Raw genomic sequence first — 20,174 nt, 5'->3', positions numbered from 1 at the left:
CTTCACCCGTGAGTGCTTGGCGCTAGTCGCCGACACGTCACTCTCAGGGCTGCGGCTTGCTCGGGAGTTGGATACGATCATCGCACGGCGCGGAAAGCTGGAGTTGCCCCCAAAAGACCGGACATGCTCAGGTTTGAGATTGCGAGCTGATGAACTCGCGCGGCGATTGATATCCTAAAGCACTATGCGGGTGAAGATTGTTGTAATGCTCGAACCAGAACGGCAGTTGAGCGATGACGGTTTCAGCGTCGGGGGTTGGATTCACCGAGACGTAATCGCGCTTGAATGTTTTGACGAACGCCTCGGCCATGCCGTTCTTTCAAGTCCAGGACTGCAGGTCGTGCGGCTAGCCAAGCGCGGATAGAGTTTGAAGTCACGCATCCCTTTCACCCCTGGCGCGGCCAGCGTTTCGTTCTCGCGACACGAAAGCAGAACTGGGGCGAAGACCGCGTCATGTTCTACGACGCTCAAGGACGACTGCGTTCGCTGCCGGCCTCGTGGACCGATGTCACCGATGCTGACGTGTTCAGCCAGGTCGCCGCAGGTCGGTCCTTTTCGCGCCCCGAGGATCTGTGGGCGCTGGCGTCACTGATTGATCACATCAAGTGGCGGGAGGAAGAGTGAGAATGCGTCAAGTAAATTATGCCGGGAATGTCAAGGTAATTATGCCGCTCCCGCAATGTTTTCGGCGGCTTCCTTATGAAAAGCATTATGATCCTTATGAAAAGCATTATGATAATGCAGATATTTTGGCTAAATGGCCGACATAACCCAATTGACACTCAACTTAATCGCGGCATAATTGACGTTACACACAGGAGGCGCCTATGACCAAAGAAAGCAAGCGTGATCGCCTGCGCCAGATGGGCGCTCTCAACCCCAGACCCGACGTCGTCCGCGCCCCCTGGTTCCGGGAAGCAGGTTTCTTCGATCCGCTCGATCTCGTGCAAGTGAAGTACGAGATGCTTCGTCACGCCCGCCAAGACGGCACCAACAAAGCGGATGCCGCCGCGCTATTCGGGTTGTCTCGGCAGACCTATTATCAAGCGGAGGCCGCGTTCGAGCGCGATGGCATTGTCGGCCTCTTGCCGCGCACCCGCGGGCCGAAGTCAGCCCACAAGCTTACTGGCGAGGTCATGCGTCTCGTCGAGCAGCATCTCGATGCCAATGGTGAACTACAGGCCCGTTCGCTGGCGGAACTGGTGCAGACGAGACTGGGCGTCAGCGTCCACCCTCGCAGTATTGAACGCGCAGTGGCGCGTAAAAAAAAAGAACGGTGACGAGCGGACGCACGCAATCGCCATGCCGGCGAACGGCAAGGATGTTTACGAAGCGCTCCGCGCCGATGTTGTTTGTGGCACGGCTTGCGCCAGGCGCATGGGCGCCATCGTCTTTCACGGACTGTGGCGCGGCCTGGCAGTGCTGATCGCGCCACATGAACCCGCGATAGCGCGACAGCAGTCGGCGCCTCGGCTCAAGACAACTTTACTGGTCGCGCACGATCGCCAGCTCGTGCACATGCTCGCCAATATGGTGCTGGCAGCAGAGACAGGAGGAAGCCATGTCTACTGATAATGCCATGAAGATTAGTGCTAATCACCTGCAGCGCGATGCATTTCTCTACGTCCGCCAATCCTCCCTTCGTCAGGTGTTCGAGAACACCGAGAGCACGAAGCGGCAATATGCACTGCGGGACCGGGCGGTGGCGTTGGGTTGGCCGATTGAGCGCGTCCACGTCATCGACAACGACCTCGGCCTTTCCGGTGCACAGTCGCAGGACCGCGACGGATTTCAGCGCTTGGTGAGCGAGGTCGCGATGGGCCACGCAGGGATCGTGCTGGGACTGGAAGTGTCTCGCCTGGCTCGCAACAATGCTGACTGGCACCGACTTTTGGAATTGGCCGCCATGTCGCGCACGCTCATCATGGATGAAGATGGCGTCTACGATGTGGCGTCGTTCAACGATCGTATGCTGCTCGGCCTGAAGGGTACGATGAGTGAGGCCGAACTGCACATCCTGAAGTCTCGACTGCAAGGGGGCATTCTCAATAAGGCGCGTCGTGGCGAGCTCGAGTTACCGTTGCCGATCGGACTGGTTTACACGCCTGATATGCGCGTGGTGCTCGATCCGGATCGCCAGATCCAGGATACGGTGCGCATGTTGTTCGATACCTTCCGGGAGGCGGGATCAGCCTGCGCGGTCGTGCGCCGCCTGCGTAGCGAGAAGATCCTGTTTCCTCGGCGCATCCGGCGCGGTATCGGCAAAGGTGATGTCCTTTGGAGCGAGATCGATCACTCCCGTCTGCTTCAGATCTTGCACAATCCCCGATACGCTGGCGCTTTCGCATATGGACGCACGCGCACGGGCTATAATGCTAAGCTCAAGTCCGTACAGCAGAAGATGCCGAGGTCCGAATGGCAGGTGCTCATCCCTCAGGCCCACGAAGGCTATATCTCGTGGGCTGAGTTCGAGCGTAATCAATCAAACCTCCAACAAAATGCAGTCGGGTTTTCTGCGGGCCTGCGGGGTCGTATGCCTCGCCAGGGCAACGGCTTGCTGCAAGGACGAGTTTTGTGCGGCCGCTGCGGCGCCCGCATGCGGGTCCATTATGAACAGTTCGAGGGCAAACTCCGTCCCTATTACGTCTGCAACGAGGCCGTCGTTCGTCACGCTGGAAAGACCTGCCAATGGGCAAGGGGACCAGCGATCGATGACGCGGTCAGCGCGTTGCTGCTCGAAGCAATGGCACCAACGGCGATAGAGGTCGCGCTGGCGGTCCAGGAGGAGATCTCACAACGTGTCGAGCAAGCTGCCTCGCTGCGCGGCAAGCAGTTACAACGCGCCCGCTATGAGGCTGAACTCGCACGCCGTCGCTATCTGAAGGTCGATCCCGACAACCGCTTGGTTGCCGACGCACTCGAAGCGGACTGGAATGGCAAGCTACGCGACCTCGATGCGCTTCAGCGCGAACATGAGCGTCAGCACGAGAAAGACCGATCATTGCTGGACGGCCCTACGCAGGAACGGATCCGGGCGCTGGCCGCAGATTTTCCTAGCGTCTGGAGCAACGAACGCACGAGCGCGGTCGAGCGTAAACGCATGCTTGGTCTCCTCATCGAAGACGTCACACTGTTGGTTGATCAGCAGATCAACATACATATCCGCTGGCGCGGAGGTCGCACCCAAAGCCTGGCAGTCGCTCGTCCCCGCCCCATGGCAGTGATCCGCAAGACCCCGGAAGCGGTCGTAGCGCTGATCAACGAACTGCTAGAGACCGACAACGACCAACAGATTGCCAGTCGTCTCAACGCACTCGGGCATCGCAATTGGCGCGATGAGCCATTTACGTTGAAAAAAGTCATGCTCGTTCGTCGAGCATATGGGTTGAAGACCCGGTTCGAACGGTTACGTGAGAGCGGCATGCTCACCGGCGAGGAAGTGGCTCGTCAACTTGGCGTCAGCGCCACAACCGTCCACCAACTCGGTCGCGATGGCGTTCTCAAGCGCCACCGTTATGCGACCAACCATCGTTACCTGTATGAGCCTCCAGGAAACGTCAGACTCGCAAAAGGTATCGGCGGTCGCTATGGTAGCCGCAAACCCAGGCTAATTGACGCTCAACCAATCCAACAAGGTGCACCGTGATGTCTGCTCCTTCGACTGTGGGCTTCGCACCGGTGTCGTGCACGGTTCCATGCCGATCTCGCGGAGCAAGGATGCGGTGTCCTTGGCGATGAAGCAGGAGCCGTTGTCGGTGAGCCATTCGATGGGTTCGGACAACATATTGATGCGGCCGAAGCGGTTCTCGACGGCGGTGATCACGAGGTCCTGCACGTCCTGGCTCTTGATGCCCTCCGTGGTGGCCACATGGGCGATTGCTTCACGGTCGCAGCAGTCGAGGGCGAAGGCGACGCGGACCTTCTCCTTGTTGTCGCAGCCGATCTCGAAGCCGTTCGCGGCGACTTGCTGCGTCTGATGCCGCGCGTACTGTGCTGTTCGTGCGCTGGTGGGGAGAGTGTGCTCGCGCGGCACTGTGGTTCGTCTAGGAAGCGTGTTCACCAATTGACCATGTCCACTGACCATCGACACCGTACTCGAGGACGGCTTGATATGATGCACGATCACCTTCGGCTCTTCCGAAGTGGATGCAGGTGATCGAACGCTCGGACAGCAGATGCATTATCTTTTCGAGCAAAGCAGGCCCCAATGTCATCTCAGCTTGATCCAGGACGACGAAGCGCGGCGCTGAGAGAAGAATATTCGCAAGGCCTAAAAGCTGCTGTTCTCTCAGGGACAGTTCCTTTTCCCAATCGCGCTCGGCATCTAGCCCGCCCACTTGGTTCGCGACCCGTTCGAGCCCAAGGTCATGCAACGTGCTGAGCAAGAGGTGATCCGAGATTTCGCCTTCTTTTTCAGGGGTGATCAATACGTCACGAAGGGGACCGGATGGCAGGTATGGCCGTTGCGATAGAAAGAGGGTGCCAGCGGGGCGAACGATGCGCCCGGTACCCGGGGTCGGAATCTGAGCCATCGCCCTGAACAACGCCGCACCTGGTTCGTGGCTGGAGCCAGTTATCAATACCCGGATCCCGACCGGAATCGATACCGACAAGTCCCTCAGAAGAGGGGACTCTGCGTCCGTCGTTGAGGCTAAAGTCAGCCCTTCGCACATCAGGGGCCCGTCCCGTTCAAAGAACTCGATTCCCGATTCTATTTCATGGGACCTTGAGATCTCCTCATGCAGAGAGCTCAGACGAGAGACCACGGCCGCAAAATTCGAGATCGAATTAAACTGTCGGACAATCAACGAGAACCCGCCAACAAGCATAGCGAACGCTGCCCCGGACTGGGTGACGACACCGAACTCAATGTCTCCTCTTATGAATGCCGGCGCGATGATTAAGTCCGGCACGATTTGAATCATCCAGTTGTAGCCGCCGGTAAAGAATCCCAGGTTGCGGTTGACGGCAGTAATGCGGCGTATGTTTGCGATCAGATCGTCAAGCCTATGCAGCACCCTTACTTTCTGTCGCTTCTCACCACGCGTTAGCATGATGGACGCAGCGTTTTCGCGAACGTGAATGAGTCCAGACCGGAAGGTGGCCTCCTTATCGAGCCGATCGTAGTTCAGAGAAATTAGGGGCCGCCCCAGGGCGATCGTCATGTACGAGCCGCACGCCGCATAAAGGACAGCCACGCCAAAAAGCAGCGGGCTGATCGTCCACAGCACGCCGGAAAAGGTCACCACGGTGAGCGTGCTGCTGAACAGCATAATGACGAAAGAGAGTGTGGTGACGGTGAACGCGCGCACGTCATCGGCTATTCGCTGGTCCGGATGAGTAAGTCTCCCGGAGACGTCCAGACGATAGTAAGCCTCGTCATCCAGATAGAGATTGACAATGCGGCGGGTAAGGAAATCGCGCCAGAGCAACGCCAGTCGTTCTTCGGCAAATCGGGCAAGGACACCGACGACGGTGAGAACGGCGAAAACAGCGATGTAAAAAATCGCCTGCCGTATGAACTCGGCCATCTGGCGTTCGGCGATGGCAGTTATGAAGTTTCGTCCGACGTAGTTGTTCACAACGTTAAGAGCGCTTAGCCCGCATAGCAGCATTATCAGGCCGCCGAACATGAGCTTTGCTTTGAGCCCGACCTCGGAGCCCACAAAAATCCTTATGGTGCGTATGAAGCTAGCTACGGTTACCTTGAACGGAATTTGCTGCTGTTCCATATCCGTCCCCTTGCCCGCTCAAACGGGCCGATACCGTCAAGAAGCTCCCGGTTGGCGACCGCAACAGCCAGATAGCGAAAACGTCCGGCGCCAACCCGGATGATCGATGGTCATGCATTCTCTGCCTTCACGCACTCGACCTCGATGTCGTTGCACAAGCCTTGCGGACCCATTTTTCCCGTGGATCTTCAACCCACCTTCGATGACCGCCTGACACGGCATCGCTTGAGCAACGTGGCGCCGTCGTCTTGCGATGTGCCGTCAGCCCGCTTTTTTTCACCGAGGCAATAGGGCCGTCGTCATGGGTTTGGGCGCTGTCTTCGCCGAGCAGATCCAGCGGCAGCACCATCCGGATCAGCCAGCGTGTTTCGCGGTGTACAGTAGTCGCAGCGGCGCATAGCGGACGCGATATGCTGCACTCGGCGGCGAATGCCAGCCACGTCGAGGCGAGCTGCAAGTTTCAACGCGCCGACAGCGGGGCGAAGGGCGGGCCACACTTGCGCTCGGCTGTCAGAAATGCCTCGCCGAAAGCAACGGGGCGCCAACATTCTATAACCATCCTCCCGAGAAACCTGCTTTACGCAGACCCCTGACAATGGGTTGACACTGTCGCATGATATTCCAGATCAGGCCGGTCCTGAAATTTTCGATCATGAGCACGACAGGACCCTGATCGATGCCGAAGTGAAATGGACTGACCCACGGCTCGGTCGGCTTTCCCTCGATAGGAAACGACGAATTGAAGGACGGTTTAAATCCATAGAGACGGGTCATCCCTAGTTCCATTTGCGCGAAATGTCTCACGGTAGGAACGACGATCTCGGGTGCAAATGGTAGCGAAGCCACCACTACCCAAGGACATACCGTCCCGTCGTCCGGCCCAAAGGGGGCGCCGCGCGCTATGTAGTCGTAAAATTCACGCTCAATCCCATTCACACTTTTTGTCACCCAACCTGGACCGTCGCTCGCCGTAAAACCCCAACAATGCTCTCCGTAGCCTGCATAGTTCTTCGGGTTGCGCATCGCGTATTCCTGATGGACAAAGGTGGCGCTGCGGCTGTTTAGAAAGTAGTCGCTGTTATGATCCCGCATGAAATCGTCGCGAATGCCCCGAAAATCGATCCACATGTGTGACAGCTGATGAGTGAAAAGTGGGCCTGAATAGAGTAGCTCTCGGCCGTAGATGTTTCGCCATTCATAACTCTCGGTGTAGGCGGCATAAGATTCCGAAGGTAACGGGTATGTGGGCGAGCCAAGTCCGAGGATGTAGAGCAGGAGGCCCTCGTCGTATCCGCGCCAACGATAAGGGATAAAACCGCTCTCTGGCCTCCAACCGTGCGTGAGCGTGAGCCCGTGATCGCAAGCCCAACCCCAGTCGGCTCGCTCGTAAAGCGCTTTAGCCAGGCGGCGAACTTCAACCTCGTCTGCGTCGGCGCCGTCAAAGTAGGCTCCCACAGTGAGTGCCCCGGCGAAAAGAAACGCCGAGTCGATCGTGGAGAGTTCACATTGCCACACCCGACGGCCGCTCTCGATGTCGAGAAAGTGGTAGAAGAAGCCCTTGTAACCCGAGGCGTCCGGCTCCTGGCCCTGCGGGCACGACAACAGGAATTCTAACCGACGTCGGGCGATCTTTGCAGCGAACTGGCGGATGATGATCCCGCGTTCCACCACGACTGGAATTGTCGCGAGCGCCATGCCAACCGCAGCTATGCTTGCTGGGGCGTCGGGCGCTGTCTTGTCTCGCACCAACCCGTTGTCCGGGTTAGTGCAATGCAGGTAGTAAAGGAGCGTCGTAAACTGCAGCCGACCGAGATCCTGCTCGCTCGGCATTCGGTGAAGTTCCGGATCGGTCGACAGCAGCTCGGACATATCGTTATCCAAGGGCGACTTGGACGTCGTGGACACGACCGTCGTCGACAAACGGCACCTTTCCGCCAGTGAACTGCCTGCCGTCCATCACCAGCGCGCGTACACCTCGGCCTGTGCCCGCTGCGTTATCCACCTTGAGGCGATACGTGGCCGATCCGAGCCTGAAATCAAGTTCGTAACCGGGCCAGCTCTTGGGGATGCACGGATCGATCGACAGATGCTGCTCCTCGCGTCGAATGCCCAAAAGAGCTTCGAGCCCGACACGATAGAGCCAAGCGGCGGATCCTGTGTACCAGGTCCAGCCACCGCGTCCGGTATGCGGGGCTGCGCCGTAGACATCTGCGCTGACGACATAGGGTTCGACCATGTAGCGTTGGACGTCTTCTTCCGACAGGCCATGAGTAATCGGGTTGATCAAGTTCCAAAGCCAAAAGGCGCGGTCGCCGTCGCCGCGCAATGCGGTCGCGAGCACCACCCATGCTGCGGCATGCGTATACTGGCCTCCATTTTCGCGTATTCCGGGGACGTAACCTTTTATATAACCTGGCTGCAGCTTTCCCTTGTCGAATGGCGGATCAAACAATTGGATGAGCTTGTCGTCCGCGCGAACGAGCCGATCCCAGACCGCCGACATTGCCTTTGAAGCGCGCTCTTCGTTGGCAACGCCTGAGATGACCGCCCATGCCTGCGGAATGGCATCGATCTGACACTCGTCGTTCCGGGAGGAGCCAAGTGGAGTACCGTCATCGAAATAGGCGCGTCGATACCATGCTCCGTCCCATGCATTGGCCTCCAGGGCCATTCGCAACTGTTCGGCGCTTTCCCTGCACCATGACGCGTTTACGTCGTCACCGCGTTCATCTGCAATTTCGGAGAAGGCGTTCAGCACCGTCAGGAAGAACCATCCGTTCCAGACACTCTCACCCTTGCCGTCAGAGCCGACCCGATTCATTCCGTCGTTCCAGTCGCCAGTCCCCATGAGCGGTAACCCGTGGCGACCGAGACGGAACCCATGGTGTAATGCGCGAAGACAATGATCATAGACGGTGCCCACCTTCTCGCTGACGCCGGGCTCGCCGTATGCTTCGTGTTCATCATCGTTGAGCACCGGCGATGTGATGTACGGTACCACCTCGTCCAACACACTGGCATCGCCCGTCGTCGAAACGTAGTGATGAGCCACGAGCGGGAGGAAGTAGAGATCGTCGGTCATCCGGGTGCGCACGCCCACACCCGATGGAGGATGCCACCAATGCTGGACGTCTCCCTCCCAGAACTGACGAGAGGACGCACGCAAAATCTGCAAACGTGTTTCGCTCGGAGCGGCGTATACCAGAGCCATCACGTCTTGGAGTTGATCACGAAAGCCGTAGGCGCCTCCGGACTGATAGAATGCCGAGCGTGCCCAAACACGACAGGAAAGAACCTGATACAGCAGCCAGTGGTTCATCATTAGATCGAAACGGTTATCAGGCGTCCTGACTGCTATCGTTTCAAGAATGTCGGCCCACTTGCGCGATGCGATATCCAGATCATCTTGGGCCCGTCTCGGTTGACAATAATCCCCCATGAGAGCTCGAACGTGATCGAGACTGTCGCCCTGTCCAAGAACGAAGACGACCTGCGAACTTTCATTCGGCGCGATCACGACTTCCACCGTCAATGCGGCGCACGGATCACAGGGCGAATGGAGATCGTCTTCCTGACTTTGGTTCGCCAGCCATGCTGGTCGGGTTATCGAGCCGAGCGCGCCAAGGAACTGCGAGCGACTGCAGGTGGCCGAACGCACTGGTCTGTTCGCACCTGCAAATACCAGTTTGTCGGAAAACCACCCCTCCCACGCATTTCTCGCGATAATTGCCCCGGAACGAGGATCGTGTTCGCACAGGACGTGCGTGATTGCGTCTTCACGCAGCGAGCCAAGCACCCATTCCACGTAGTATGTCGCCGTCAGTCGGCGTGGTCGATCGCCGCCGTTTCGAAGTTCAAGCCGAATGATCTTGACGGGATCCTTGGAGGAGACATGCACCGTCAATTCCTGATGCAGGGACCCAATGTCGCTCTCATAGCAGCTGTACCCCGGTCCATGCCGGACCGTAGCGGTTTCCCCGGCACCCAATGGCAATGGCGTCGGCGTCCAATACTCAGCGCTGTCCTCGTCACGCAAATAGATGACTTCGCCCGGCGGGTCTGAAATCGGATCGTTTGACCACGGCGTCAGGCGATTTAGCTGGCTGTTTCCTGCCCAGGTGTAGCCAAGGCCGCTCTCGCTGGTCAGGCAGCCGAATTCCGGGTTGGCGATCACATTGCACCACGGCATCGGCGTCTGTTTTTTCGCGCCATTCACGTGGATGACGTATTCGCGTCCGTCAGCGCTGAAGCCACCGAAACCATTCCAATGCTGCAGGTTCGTGTCCGCTTCGGTGAACCGTTGGATCGATGCGCGGCGGATTATGGGTGATGCTTCGTGCGATATCGCTATTCGCCGACCGCTCTTGAGTTGGTCGCCCAGAGAGCCATTGCCGCTCGAAAGACTGACACGTGCCGCGGCGGCGAGGGTGGTTGTTTCCATTTCTGAAAGTGTGGCCGCAGGCACGAGATGTATTCCACCTGGCTTTCCAAGGAACTCTGCCTGTGGTCCGGCGAGAGCCGCCGCCAGTTCTAGACACGCTTGCGCATCACGACCATCGACAAGAACAAGATTGAACCGGAGCCCTCGACGCGAAATGAATCTGTGCGCGCGCAGCACTTCGTCCAACAACGCGCCATCGCTGTTTTCCTCAAGCGTTACGACGACGATCTGCGGATCGCTATGAATTCCCCTGGACGTCAGCGCGGTTCTGCTCATCGGCTTCGCCAGAACGGCGCCCGACGGACGGGCAGACGGGTTGGCAAACACGATGTTGTTTATCAGACTGTAAGCGACATCTATCTCACCTTCGGTCACGTCCGGATCAACAGACGTTTGATCGAGGGCCACCCCGACTTGCAAAAATGCGTTTTCGGCTTCGCTGATACTCGAGTATCGCTCGGCGATTGCCATCGCCGTAGCGGCGCTATCGGCAGCACCGGTTGTGAATGCGACGCGTACGGTGCTGCCCGGTGGGACACGGACACGCCGTCTCAAACAGAAGATCGGATCCAGCACGGGTCCCGTCGTTCCTGAGAGTTGCGCTGCCTCGTCAGACAAAGCCAACGGGTTTGCCGTCGTGCGGCCTCTCCCCAAAAATCTTCGCCGATCTGTCTCGAATTCCAGAGGGCCGAGTGCTGTCGTACTCAGGGCGGAAACGTGGACTGCCCAGAGCGGCGCGTCTTCGGGACTACGCGGGCGACGGCGCGCAAATAATGCGCCGGTTTTGGCATCGAACCGGGTCTCAATGAAGAGCTTGGCAAATGCGGGGTGGGCCGAATCCGCGCGACGATTGTTCAGGCAGATTTCCGCGTAGCTGGTCAGTTCCAGGTCTCTGGGCTTGGTACCCTGATTAGTAACATCGAACAGTCTCACCTCCGCGTTGCTGTCGGGCGCCACGCAGACTGACCACGCAACGACGATGTCTCCGGCGCAGCATCGGAACTCAGCGCGATCGCCTCGAAAAGAGTGTTCGTAGGTATTCTCCAGGCGAAAAGCCGGTTGTTTGCCTGCGGAGAAGTAGCTCTTGTCCGTGAGATCGCGAACATAACAGAACTGTCCCCAACAATCGCGCGTCCCGTCCTCTCTCCAACGAGTGACGTCAATGTCCCGCCAGGATCCATAACCCGCACCCGCGGATGTCAGCAGGACGCTGTACGCGCCGTTGGAAAGCAACGCCACGGCACGGCCATCGATCGGAGTGCCGATAGCTGCCGATGAACTCTTTCCAGTGATCGAACCCATGCCGCTATTCTCGTTTCAAGATGCGTCGGGTATTGCAGTGTTCTATCGTGGTGCGGCAAAACTCTGCCGGAACTTCCGGTCATTTCGCCGGCCCATCATAGATTGTCTCCCTCAGTCGAGGTTTTCCGGGTCACGTCAGGTTGTGGCTGCGTGCCCCATTTCCATCCGACGATCGAGGGCATGTCGTCGCCATGCTCCTGAATGTACTCACGGTGCTCAATGAGCTTCGCCTGAATGGCCTGTTTAAAGTACGCGGCGCGTGCACCCAACTGAGGAAGTCTGTCGATGACATCGCCGACGAGGTGAAAGCGATCGAGCTCGTTGAGGACAACCATATCGAACGGGGTTGTCGTCGTTCCTTCCTCCTTGTATCCGCGCACATGCAGGTTTCCATGGTTGGCCCTCCTGTAGGTGAGCCGGTGGATCAGCCATGGATAGCCGTGGAAGGCGAAGATGATCGGCTTGTCTCTGGTAAAGAGCGCGTCGAAGTCCCCGTCTGACAAGCCGTGCGGGTGTTCTTCGGGAGGCTGAAGCTTCATCAAGTTCACGACGTTGACGACACGTATCTTCAACTCGGGCAGGTGCTCGCGCATCAATTGGACTGCCGCCAGCGTCTCGAGGGTAGGAACGTCACCGCAGCAGGCCATTACGACATCGGGCTCGCTTCCCCTGTCATTGCTGGCCCAGTCCCAGATGCTCACGCCCATGCTGCAATGCCTGACCGCCTCGGGCATCGTAAGCCATTGCGGTGAAGGCTGCTTTCCAGCAATCACGACGTTGACGTAGTTGCGGCTTCGCAGGCAGTGATCTGTCACCGACAGAAGCGTGTTGGCGTCCGGCGGAAGGTAGACCCGGATCACGTCGGCCTTCTTGTTCACGACGTGGTCGATGAAACCCGGATCCTGATGGCTGAAGCCGTTGTGGTCCTGTCGCCAGACATGAGAACTCAAAAAGTAGTTCAATGAAGCGATTGGCCTGCGCCAAGGGATCTCGTTGCAGATTTTAAGCCACTTGGCATGCTGGTTGAACATCGAGTCTATTATATGGATGAAGGCTTCATAGCAGGAGAAGAAGCCATGGCGGCCGGTGAGAAGGTAGCCTTCCAGCCACCCTTGGCACTGATGTTCGCTCAGGACCTCCATGACGCGACCGTCTGGCGACAAATGATCGTCGTCCTCATAAATCTCGGCCATGTAGCAGCGATCGGTCACCTCAAGCACGTCCTGCCATCGGTTCGAATTGTTTTCGTCCGGGCTGAACAGGCGGAAGTTCTGGCTGTCCATGTTGGCCTTCATGACGTCGCGGAGGAATTTGCCCATCACCCGCGCTGATTCAACGGTCGTCGCACCGGGGCTTGGAACATCCACGGCATAATCCCTGAAGGCAGGCAGCTTCAGGCTGCGAAGCCGCAGGCCGCCATTGGCATGCGGATTGTCACTCATTCGACGGTTGCCCGCCGGAGCCAACGCAGCGATTTCGGGCAGTAACCTGCCCGTTTCATCGAACAGATCCTCAGGATGGTAGTTCTTCATCCACTGTTCGAGAATGCGGATATGTTCTGGCTTATCCATCTCGCCCATCGGCACTTGGTGTGCCCGCCAGTAATCCTCGCATTTCTTGCCATCGATTTCTTTCGGACACGTCCATCCCTTCGGCGTGCGAAAGACGATCATTGGCCAGGCCGGGCGCTTTAGATTGCCGTTGGTGCGCGCATCAGCCCAGATGTGCTTGATCCTGGCCACGATGGTGTCGAGCGTGCCGGCCAGTTGTTGGTGGACGTTCTCCGGGCTATGGCCCTCAACGAAATAGGGTTCATAGCCCATTCCTTCGAAGAATTTTCGCAGTTCATCCTCGGGAATGCGAGCTAGAAAGCATGGGTTGGCGATCTTGTACCCGTTGAGGTGAAGGATCGGCAGGACGCAGCCATCGCGCGCCGGGTTGAGAAATTTGTTGCTCTGCCACCCCGTCGCCAACGGGCCGGTCTCCGCCTCGCCGTCGCCCACGACACAGGCAACGATCAGCTCCGGATTGTCGAATGCCGCCCCGTAAGCATGGCTAAGAGCGTACCCCAGTTCGCCGCCCTCGTGGATACTGCCCGGAGTTTCAGGTGCGACGTGACTTGGAATGCCACCGGGAAAGCTGAACTGCTTGAAGAGCCGTTGCATACCCTCCCTGTCCTGGCTGATATTCGGATAGAATTCGCTGTAGGTCCCTTCCAGATAGGCGTGCGCGACCAGGGACGGCCCCCCGTGGCCAGGGCCGATCACGTAGATCATGTCGAGATTATCGCGTTTGATCACCCGGTTCAGGTGGACGTAGAGCATGTTCAGGCCGGGAGAAGTTCCCCAGTGCCCGAGCAGGCGTGGTTTGATGTGCTCGCGTTTTAGCGGTTCTCGCAGGAGGGGATTGTCGAGCAAGTATATCTGGCCTACCGACAGGTAATTGGATGCCCGCCAGTAAGCGTCGATTAGTCGAAGATCTTCCGTTGAAAGAGGTGGGTTCGTTGGTTGATTTTTTCCGGTCATTTCCGTCTCATGCGAAGCCATCGAAGTCTCCCTATGAAGTCGGATTTATTGTCGCGAAGTCGTTTTTATGCAGACAGAGCCTGCTTCAAGCCCGATTGGAAACAGGCAGTGCCTCGGTCCGGCGAAAACGCCAAATGCATTTCGCCTGACGCATACGCAACGACGACGGCGCTGTCGTCAAAAGTCGGTGCGGATCGACGATCTCAGAAACCTCACCTTGTCGGTTTAGGTGAAATGATCGACGACCCCCTGGACGCCCTGAACGCTCTCGGCAACGATACGGGCAGCGCGCCTGCATTCGGGTATCGCAACGGCGCCAGACAGATGCACGATCCCGTTGGTTACTGCGATCTTGATGTCGAACGCTTCGAGGCCAGTGTTTTCCCGGAGCCGAACCATGACACTGCGCTGAATGGCTTCATCGCCTGAAGGTGTCCCATCCAGTTTGGCTGTGGCGATCGCCTGCAGCAAATCGGCTCGGCTGACAATTCCGACAAGTTCGCCATGTCTGATGACGGGTATGCGCTTGACGCCGTGCTTTTGCATCAGCCTTGCGGCCTGCAGAAGTGACGCATCTTCGTCGATTGTCACTGGAGCAGGCGTCATTGCCTCCGCAACTCTCCAGGAGCTGCGCCTCACATACGCATTGGCTCTGTCTTCGGCGGGCGCTGCCAAATCCTCAGCGGAGGCAAACATTGCTCCACCCAGTTCCGTTCTGCGTATCAGGTCACCTTCGCTGATGATGCCGAGGAGATGCCCATCCCCGTCAATGACCGGAATGCCGCTTATATGATGGCTCAACATGGTCATGGCAGCCTGTCTGACACTGTTGTCAGGCGACACGCTTACGATCGTCGATGTCATGACATCTTTGACGAGCATTTCGGTCCCAACTCTAAGTGACTGGCGCGCATCCGCGTCTATTGCGGCGACAAAGTAAACCCATTGCAGAAACGAGACAAGCCGCTCGACACGGCTTCCCGTTGGACGTGCGTTTGCGTTTGAAACGTCTGAGGCCTCTTCCGGCTGCGCGGCCGGCGTCTGCCTCTGCAACCATCCGAGCATGCCTATCATCGCCCAGATGCGTTTCAAACCTACGCACGTTGCGACGACGATCCCAAACCCTGTCAGACAGTGCCATTTTCAAGGATGTTCGTTGCCTTGTGGGAAAGTTCGAGCCGGGGTGTCGTTATGGTTGCTCGCGCAAGCAACCATTGCAATCACTGCAAGTAGAATCTTCACGCTGCGACTGCATGCGGATTCCACGATGCGGGAGAGCTTGTTGCTTGGCTGAACACGAGCACGCCAACGAGGTAAGTAAGTGCAAGGCTATGGAAGAAGACGAAGCGGAGGGTCGTCCCCTTCCTGTCCGTACATCTTGGTGGCGGTGGGCGCGACCACGGTGCTCTGGGCGTCGATCATTTTGCCCATCCGATCTATTGGCGGACGCCGTTGGGCGAGGCGTCGGAGCCCGTCAGCGCGACACCGAGCGAGCTGACGAGCGCCCCCGATGAACGAATAAAGGACCCCGGTCTTGGCAAAGGCCAGCCCGAGTGACGCGTCGGTTCCAGAGTATCGTGTGACAAACCCAAGCGCCAGCAGGTTCTGTTGTAAACTTCTTGGCTACGGATGAGAACCCAATCAAAGCAGCGCGCTGAAGCGAAGGTCAGCGGTTCGAAACCCTTCAAGAGCAGAGTTTCTATGGTCGGCCCTTGCGGACGTGGTCAAGGGATGCTCCGCAACATGCGTTGAAAGTCTGGCATCCGCATTTCGACGCTGCCATGAATGAGCTTTATCAAGGGAGGTATCATAATGCAGAAGAACGCGCCGGATTTCAGCCTTGACGGCAAAGTGACGTTCGTGACGGGAGCGAGCCGTGGCATCGGTCGTGCTTGCGCAATTGCCTGTGCCGCAGCAGGGTCCGATATCGTGCTGGGCGTCCGCGACATCGCGGCGTCGGCTGGCCTGGTTGGCGAACTCGAGAGCGCCGGAGGCAAAGTCCTCCCGGTTGAGCTAGACATTCCCAATAAGGCGCATATCGCACAAGCAGTGGATGCGGCCCTTACAACGTTCGGTCGGATCGACGTCCTCATCAACAATGTCGGAGTGGCTCCGGGCAATCTCGCGGAACTCGTTGAGGAAAAGGACCTTGACCAGATACTCGATGTCAACATCAAGGGCACCTTTCTGATGACGCAGGCAATAGGTCGGCACATGATCGAGCGTAAAGAGGGCCGGATCATCAACATCAGCTCGCAGGCCGGTACAGTGGCACTGCGCGGCGAGGCGATCTATTGCATGAGCAAGGCGGCGATTAATCACCTGACGCGCTGCCTTGCAGCCGAGTGGGCGCGCTACAACGTAACGGTAAATACCGTATCGCCGACCTTCATCCACACCGATGGCACCGCACCTTTTCTATCCGATCCCGACAATCGCCAAGCGACGCTCGGTCACATTCCACTCGGCCGGATCGGTGAAACCGACGATGTAGTGGGTGCCGTGGTCTTCCTTGCGTCACCAGCTGCGAGCCTAATCACCGGCGCGAACCTGCTGGTGGACGGTGGATGGTCCGTCGCCTGAGGTGGGGAGTGGGGCTGTCCTCGACGACGGCTCTCACATTGCAAGCGACTTGCGGGAGGCACACGAACAATCGGGCTCACATGGGACATCGCACCGAAGGACTGCCTGGGGCGTTCAGTAGAAGTGTTGGATGAAACGCGGGTTCCCCAGAAGCGCTGTTGAGGGCGGTCGTTTCGAGCGCCTTCGTGCGGGACGCAAGGAACTGTTTGAGCCGGAGATTGCCCGCCATCACGGCCAGATTTTCAAGCTTATGGGCGACGGGATGCGCGCCAAATTTGGCAGCGTGGTGGACGCCGTGGAATGCGCCGTCTCGCTGCAGCGTGGGCTGGCGGAACGGAATGCCGCCGTCACCGAGGACCAGCGGATCCGGGTCAAGATCGGGAGTGATGTGGAGCTGGCGGCGGCGGACCGGCTGGCGCCAGGATCAGCGGGTGGGGCCCTGGCCTCGGTCGGATCGCTCTCTATGGCGCGCAGTTCATGCGCCGGCTGGTTCTCGTTTTCGACAGGCGCTGCCATGCCCGCGGCTGCTTGATGCGATACAGCATTTCTTCGAGTGTTGGTTCGAGGCTCGTGGGGTTCATGATGCGTTCCGGGCTCGAACCGACAAGAAAGGCGCGGCGGCTCGGACCGCCACGCCACAAAGACGCCGTGTCAGTGGCGCACGTTGAGCCGTTAAGCGGGATGAGTAGCCCTGAACCCTACCTGAAGCCGATTCCAAAGATTGATCGCACCGATGGCAAGAGACAACCAGGACCGCTCTTCTGCCGTAAATGCAGCCTCAATCAGCGCCCAATCATCGTCGGGAGCGCCAGTCTGCGCGAGGTTGGTCAGCGCTTCCGTCCAGGCGAGAGCAGCACGCTCGCGCGGGGAGTAAAGCGTTGCCTCACGCCACCCCGTCAGCAAATAGAGGCGCATGGGCTCTTCCCCGTCTTTGAGGGCTTCTGTGGTGTGCAGATGAATGCAGAACACACACGAATTGATTTGTGATGCGCGCAACTTGACAAGGTGTAGCAGTTTCGGCTCCAGCGGACCGTTTTTGAGAGCGCCCTCAAGCGCGAAGAGGTGTTTGACGCCTGGTTCCGCAAGTTTGAAGTAGTCGTTTTGACGAGGTTGCATGGTCTCTTTCCTTCTCGTTGATCAGTATCGACTGTGAGATGCATCGAATGTGCAGTTGCGAGCTCGCACGTGACGAACTTGGGAAGCAGGCCGTCGTCCCATGGGGGTGATCCGCTTCGCGATATTCGCCGCGATCACTCCACTGGAATAACAGCGGGCGTGTCCTTCTTCTTGAGCAGGACTACGATGAACTTGGCCGGGCTCGTCTTGCTCGCGTTCCGGCTGACCAGGTGAATATCGGAGGGGCCCTCGTAGTAGGTTTCTCCAGGAGCAACGGTGACTTCTTCGCCGCCCTTAACCTGCATGACGATCGAGCCCTCCAGCACGTACACGAATGCGTGGGCTTCGTGTCGGTGGACGGGTGAGGAGCCGCCTGGCTGATACTCTACGGACAGCATCAGTCCCTCTTTTCCCGGATAGTCTTGCAAATCCTTGGACATCAATGGCGTGACCTTTGCGCCGTCTTCAGCCGCGACTGGCAAGATCCCGAAGCCGATAATGGCCGAAACGAGCATGGTGCGTAGGATGGACTTCATTTTGGTCTCCTTGGTGGTTCTGGCGACCGCGGCACAAAAAAAGAGATCGCCTGGGAAAGGCCGCAAGAGATCGGGACGGTATTGCGCTGCAATGCGTAATCAGATCACGCGCAACGGGCGATCGCCCCAGGGCGCTGTTCTCACGATGTTTGCTCTCGACGAAGGGGTAGGTGGTCCTAGACCTTCCGCCAGTTTGCCCTAGCAATCCAACTAGCCGATACGAACCGTACGCAGTTACGGTAGCGAAGGCCACCAATGCTGCCTATGCATATGAACTTGAAGATCAATTTCTTCCGCATTCCTGGGATCTTGTGGCAAATGTCTTGAGACGTTGACCGCGTTTAATTGCGGCCCTGCGCATCGGCCGTCGACGGGCGAGGGAATGCGCTAAAAGCGGACGATTTCGATCGAAGCTGCGATGCCTTCGGCCAACAGATCATGTCGGCTGGCCAGATCCTGATCGTGGCGTTGGCCAGCCGGAGGCAATCTATCAGAGTCCTACCATCGGAGTTTGAGGAATTATGTAGCTAATGCCACCAACGATTGCTTCTTGCCATAAGCTGCCGTTCGCGGCCTCCGCCGCCTCAGATGGGGGAACCGCCGACGGCTGATGCTGACCCGGAGGAGTTCATGTTAAAAAGGGCATGATATCTACGCCGTCACCTGGAAACACGGTGATGTGCGGGTGGTCTTTGAACAGCCGTGCCGCAGCGTCGATGGTTTCCGCTTCGACGACAAGGTAACCGCAGAAGGGGTTCACGGCGTTGGCGACACCGTCCTTCGTTATACGCGTCGTCTTGCCGACCATGCCACCACGATCAAGGATGGATGCGGCGTTTCTGTTCTCCCACGCGGCCCACTGTTCTATGCCGACGGCGTCGATCGCGTCCTGCTCGGCCTTGGGCAGCCTCCGAAAGGAGGCGAGGTCTTCGGGCTTCATGGTGTAAACGGCAAGAAAACGGGGCATTGGCGCTCTCTCCACGTGCTGGACGGTTTGCCAGATTACACTCTACGCGTCGGAAATCACCCGTGCCGGCCCCATAAATCTTGCGAGGCATAGGACGACCGCTTGTGGCGCAAAGCGGCCAACGGATGCGAGCCGCAGCCATAGGGGCTGCGCACAAACCCGTCACCAGGCCAGAAGCCGACGCCGTCGCGCAAGAAGGTACCAATGAGCGTCGCTACCCGCAGGACGGCGAGGGCATTCTGACACAGCAGCGCGCAGGCGCGCGGGGTGGCCTCATCCGAGGCCATGGCCATCAGCTCCAGTCGTTTTTCGGCGTCGCCTTCGAGCGGTGCAGGTCATACCAGGCGACCAGCTCTGCCTGCGACATGATGCGCTCCTGTTTTGCGTGATTGAGACGTGTCACGTGGCGGAGTCTATGTTGACGGATGTTGGCGGTCGATCGGATCAAGGGAGAGGGAAGGCTACACCCGAGGATAGGACAGCCTGTACTTGAGTGGACCGAAGCGAGGATTTGTTGGTCACGAGGCCCTTCCTCGTCGAGGACGAACTGAAACGTCTGGGCGGCCATTATGAAAAAGCTGGCGAATGGGCCGATTTTACCGTCATGGACGATCGGCTGGTTATCGGCCAGAACCCGGCTTCGTCCGGCTGTGCTACCATGACGCTGCTGACGTTTCTGCAGGCCTAGTTGCGGTCCGGCGCCCACGTGCCAAGCCTGTCCGCCGGCCAATCGGATCATAACGCTGGTCGAGATCGTCGAAGACGGCCCCGTGAAGCAGTCAGACGACAGGATGTCGTCTGCTGTGTCGCGCTTGCGCTGAAAGAGTTCAAGCGAGCCGACCGCCATCCTTCGTGCCCGCGCGCTGAACGCTCCTCGTATTCGAGCCGGGCGCTGGGCGCGCGTCCTAAATTGACGGATATACGACATTTGAGACGGGCGGGCTTCGTCTTAACATCAGGGCTGGAAATTCA

General features: G+C 58.3%; 14 protein-coding genes and 5 pseudogenes. 7 read left to right on the top strand and 12 right to left on the bottom strand.

Annotation, left to right across the window (positions count from 1 at the left end):
• Nucleotides 1-127: 127 nt before the first annotated feature.
• A pseudogene (locus ASD52_RS18340) lies at nt 128-316 on the bottom strand (integrase core domain-containing protein); the annotation flags it as partial.
• Between the two features lie 44 nt (nt 317-360).
• On the opposite strand from ASD52_RS18340, the gene ASD52_RS38535 reads away from it, so the two are divergent.
• From ASD52_RS38535 to ASD52_RS18325, 4 genes are all read left to right on the top strand, one after another.
• The gene (locus ASD52_RS38535) at nt 361-624 is read left to right on the top strand and encodes a DUF5372 family protein (protein ID WP_156612994.1); all 264 of its coding nucleotides are present in this window, start codon (nt 361-363) and stop codon (nt 622-624) included.
• 203 nt (nt 625-827) lie between these two features.
• Complete coding sequence (locus ASD52_RS40105) at nt 828-1,280, top strand: helix-turn-helix domain-containing protein (RefSeq protein WP_025428949.1); 453 nt, start codon at nt 828-830, stop codon at nt 1,278-1,280.
• A gap of 22 nt (nt 1,281-1,302) precedes the next feature.
• On the top strand, nt 1,303-1,572 hold the full coding sequence (locus tag ASD52_RS40100) for a hypothetical protein (protein ID WP_057225114.1): 270 nt from the start codon (nt 1,303-1,305) through the stop codon (nt 1,570-1,572).
• Nucleotides 1,562-3,646, top strand: a complete 2,085-nt coding sequence (locus ASD52_RS18325) for a recombinase family protein (protein WP_025428947.1) — start codon at nt 1,562-1,564, stop codon at nt 3,644-3,646. The genes ASD52_RS40100 and ASD52_RS18325 overlap by 11 nt, the downstream gene beginning before the upstream one ends.
• Before the next feature lie 12 nt (nt 3,647-3,658).
• Here ASD52_RS18325 and ASD52_RS18320 read toward each other — a convergent pair.
• From ASD52_RS18320 to ASD52_RS40095, 7 genes and pseudogenes are all read right to left on the bottom strand, one after another.
• A pseudogene (locus tag ASD52_RS18320) lies at nt 3,659-3,958 on the bottom strand (DDE-type integrase/transposase/recombinase); the annotation flags it as partial.
• Nucleotides 3,959-4,043: 85 nt separating this feature from the next.
• Nucleotides 4,044-5,732, bottom strand: coding sequence for an SbmA/BacA-like family transporter (locus tag ASD52_RS18315; RefSeq protein ID WP_057225112.1), 1,689 nt, complete (start codon nt 5,730-5,732; stop codon nt 4,044-4,046).
• Between the two features lie 549 nt (nt 5,733-6,281).
• Complete coding sequence (locus tag ASD52_RS18310) at nt 6,282-7,601, bottom strand: glucoamylase family protein (RefSeq protein WP_057225110.1); 1,320 nt, start codon at nt 7,599-7,601, stop codon at nt 6,282-6,284.
• Between the two features lie 4 nt (nt 7,602-7,605).
• Nucleotides 7,606-11,475 (bottom strand): glycosyl transferase, encoded by a 3,870-nt coding sequence (locus ASD52_RS18305; RefSeq protein WP_057225108.1) that lies wholly within the window; start codon nt 11,473-11,475, stop codon nt 7,606-7,608.
• Between the two features lie 95 nt (nt 11,476-11,570).
• Complete coding sequence (locus tag ASD52_RS18300; protein WP_057225130.1) at nt 11,571-14,000, bottom strand: phosphoketolase family protein; 2,430 nt, start codon at nt 13,998-14,000, stop codon at nt 11,571-11,573.
• A gap of 225 nt (nt 14,001-14,225) precedes the next feature.
• Entirely contained in the window at nt 14,226-14,882 is a 657-nt protein-coding gene (locus ASD52_RS18295; protein ID WP_057225128.1) for a CBS domain-containing protein, read from the bottom strand.
• 356 nt (nt 14,883-15,238) lie between these two features.
• Nucleotides 15,239-15,602: pseudogene (locus tag ASD52_RS40095) on the bottom strand (L-lactate permease); the annotation flags it as partial.
• A gap of 210 nt (nt 15,603-15,812) precedes the next feature.
• Between ASD52_RS40095 and ASD52_RS18290 the strand changes: the two are divergent.
• Complete coding sequence (locus ASD52_RS18290; protein ID WP_025428221.1) at nt 15,813-16,583, top strand: glucose 1-dehydrogenase; 771 nt, start codon at nt 15,813-15,815, stop codon at nt 16,581-16,583.
• A 130-nt stretch (nt 16,584-16,713) separates the two neighbouring features.
• A pseudogene (locus tag ASD52_RS37470) lies at nt 16,714-16,965 on the top strand (adenylate/guanylate cyclase domain-containing protein); the annotation flags it as partial.
• A gap of 290 nt (nt 16,966-17,255) precedes the next feature.
• On the opposite strand, the gene ASD52_RS18280 reads toward ASD52_RS37470, so the two are convergent.
• From ASD52_RS18280 to ASD52_RS18265, 4 genes are all read right to left on the bottom strand, one after another.
• The gene (locus tag ASD52_RS18280) at nt 17,256-17,699 is read right to left on the bottom strand and encodes a carboxymuconolactone decarboxylase family protein (protein WP_025428223.1); all 444 of its coding nucleotides are present in this window, start codon (nt 17,697-17,699) and stop codon (nt 17,256-17,258) included.
• 134 nt (nt 17,700-17,833) lie between these two features.
• Nucleotides 17,834-18,235: a cupin domain-containing protein gene (locus tag ASD52_RS18275; RefSeq protein WP_057225106.1), complete on the bottom strand. Its 402-nt coding sequence runs from the start codon at nt 18,233-18,235 to the stop codon at nt 17,834-17,836.
• A gap of 628 nt (nt 18,236-18,863) precedes the next feature.
• Nucleotides 18,864-19,202 (bottom strand): hypothetical protein, encoded by a 339-nt coding sequence (locus ASD52_RS18270; RefSeq protein WP_025428225.1) that lies wholly within the window; start codon nt 19,200-19,202, stop codon nt 18,864-18,866.
• A gap of 56 nt (nt 19,203-19,258) precedes the next feature.
• Nucleotides 19,259-19,489 carry a hypothetical protein gene (locus tag ASD52_RS18265; protein ID WP_156612993.1) on the bottom strand — a complete coding sequence of 77 codons (231 nt, stop codon included), beginning with the start codon at nt 19,487-19,489 and terminating at the stop codon, nt 19,259-19,261.
• Between the two features lie 239 nt (nt 19,490-19,728).
• On the opposite strand from ASD52_RS18265, the pseudogene ASD52_RS37465 reads away from it, so the two are divergent.
• Nucleotides 19,729-19,890: pseudogene (locus ASD52_RS37465) on the top strand (type 1 glutamine amidotransferase domain-containing protein); the annotation flags it as partial.
• Nucleotides 19,891-20,174 lie beyond the last annotated feature (284 nt).

Origin of the sequence: Ensifer sp. Root142 (assembly GCF_001426785.1) — a bacterium.
GTDB lineage: Bacteria > Pseudomonadota > Alphaproteobacteria > Rhizobiales > Rhizobiaceae > Ensifer > Ensifer canadensis.
Note: the sequence above shows the minus strand (reverse complement) of the source record. Positions and strands in the feature narration are given on the sequence as shown.

What these genes read in the sequence shown, in the direction of transcription:
- ASD52_RS18270 (WP_025428225.1), bottom strand. Translation starts at nt 19,202, where the DNA reads ATGCCCCGTTTTCTTGCCGTTTACACCATGAAGCCCGAAGACCTCGCC.
- ASD52_RS18295 (WP_057225128.1), bottom strand. Translation starts at nt 14,882, where the DNA reads ATGCTCGTCAAAGATGTCATGACATCGACGATCGTAAGCGTGTCGCCT.
- ASD52_RS18315 (WP_057225112.1), bottom strand. Translation starts at nt 5,732, where the DNA reads ATGGAACAGCAGCAAATTCCGTTCAAGGTAACCGTAGCTAGCTTCATA.
- ASD52_RS18275 (WP_057225106.1), bottom strand. Translation starts at nt 18,235, where the DNA reads ATGAAGTCCATCCTACGCACCATGCTCGTTTCGGCCATTATCGGCTTC.
- ASD52_RS18280 (WP_025428223.1), bottom strand. Translation starts at nt 17,699, where the DNA reads ATGCAACCTCGTCAAAACGACTACTTCAAACTTGCGGAACCAGGCGTC.
- ASD52_RS40100 (WP_057225114.1), top strand. Translation starts at nt 1,303, where the DNA reads ATGCCGGCGAACGGCAAGGATGTTTACGAAGCGCTCCGCGCCGATGTT.
- ASD52_RS18310 (WP_057225110.1), bottom strand. Translation starts at nt 7,601, where the DNA reads ATGTCCGAGCTGCTGTCGACCGATCCGGAACTTCACCGAATGCCGAGC.
- ASD52_RS18300 (WP_057225130.1), bottom strand. Translation starts at nt 14,000, where the DNA reads ATGACCGGAAAAAATCAACCAACGAACCCACCTCTTTCAACGGAAGAT.
- ASD52_RS18265 (WP_156612993.1), bottom strand. Translation starts at nt 19,489, where the DNA reads ATGGCCTCGGATGAGGCCACCCCGCGCGCCTGCGCGCTGCTGTGTCAG.
- ASD52_RS18290 (WP_025428221.1), top strand. Translation starts at nt 15,813, where the DNA reads ATGCAGAAGAACGCGCCGGATTTCAGCCTTGACGGCAAAGTGACGTTC.
- ASD52_RS18305 (WP_057225108.1), bottom strand. Translation starts at nt 11,475, where the DNA reads ATGGGTTCGATCACTGGAAAGAGTTCATCGGCAGCTATCGGCACTCCG.
- ASD52_RS40105 (WP_025428949.1), top strand. Translation starts at nt 828, where the DNA reads ATGACCAAAGAAAGCAAGCGTGATCGCCTGCGCCAGATGGGCGCTCTC.
- ASD52_RS18325 (WP_025428947.1), top strand. Translation starts at nt 1,562, where the DNA reads ATGTCTACTGATAATGCCATGAAGATTAGTGCTAATCACCTGCAGCGC.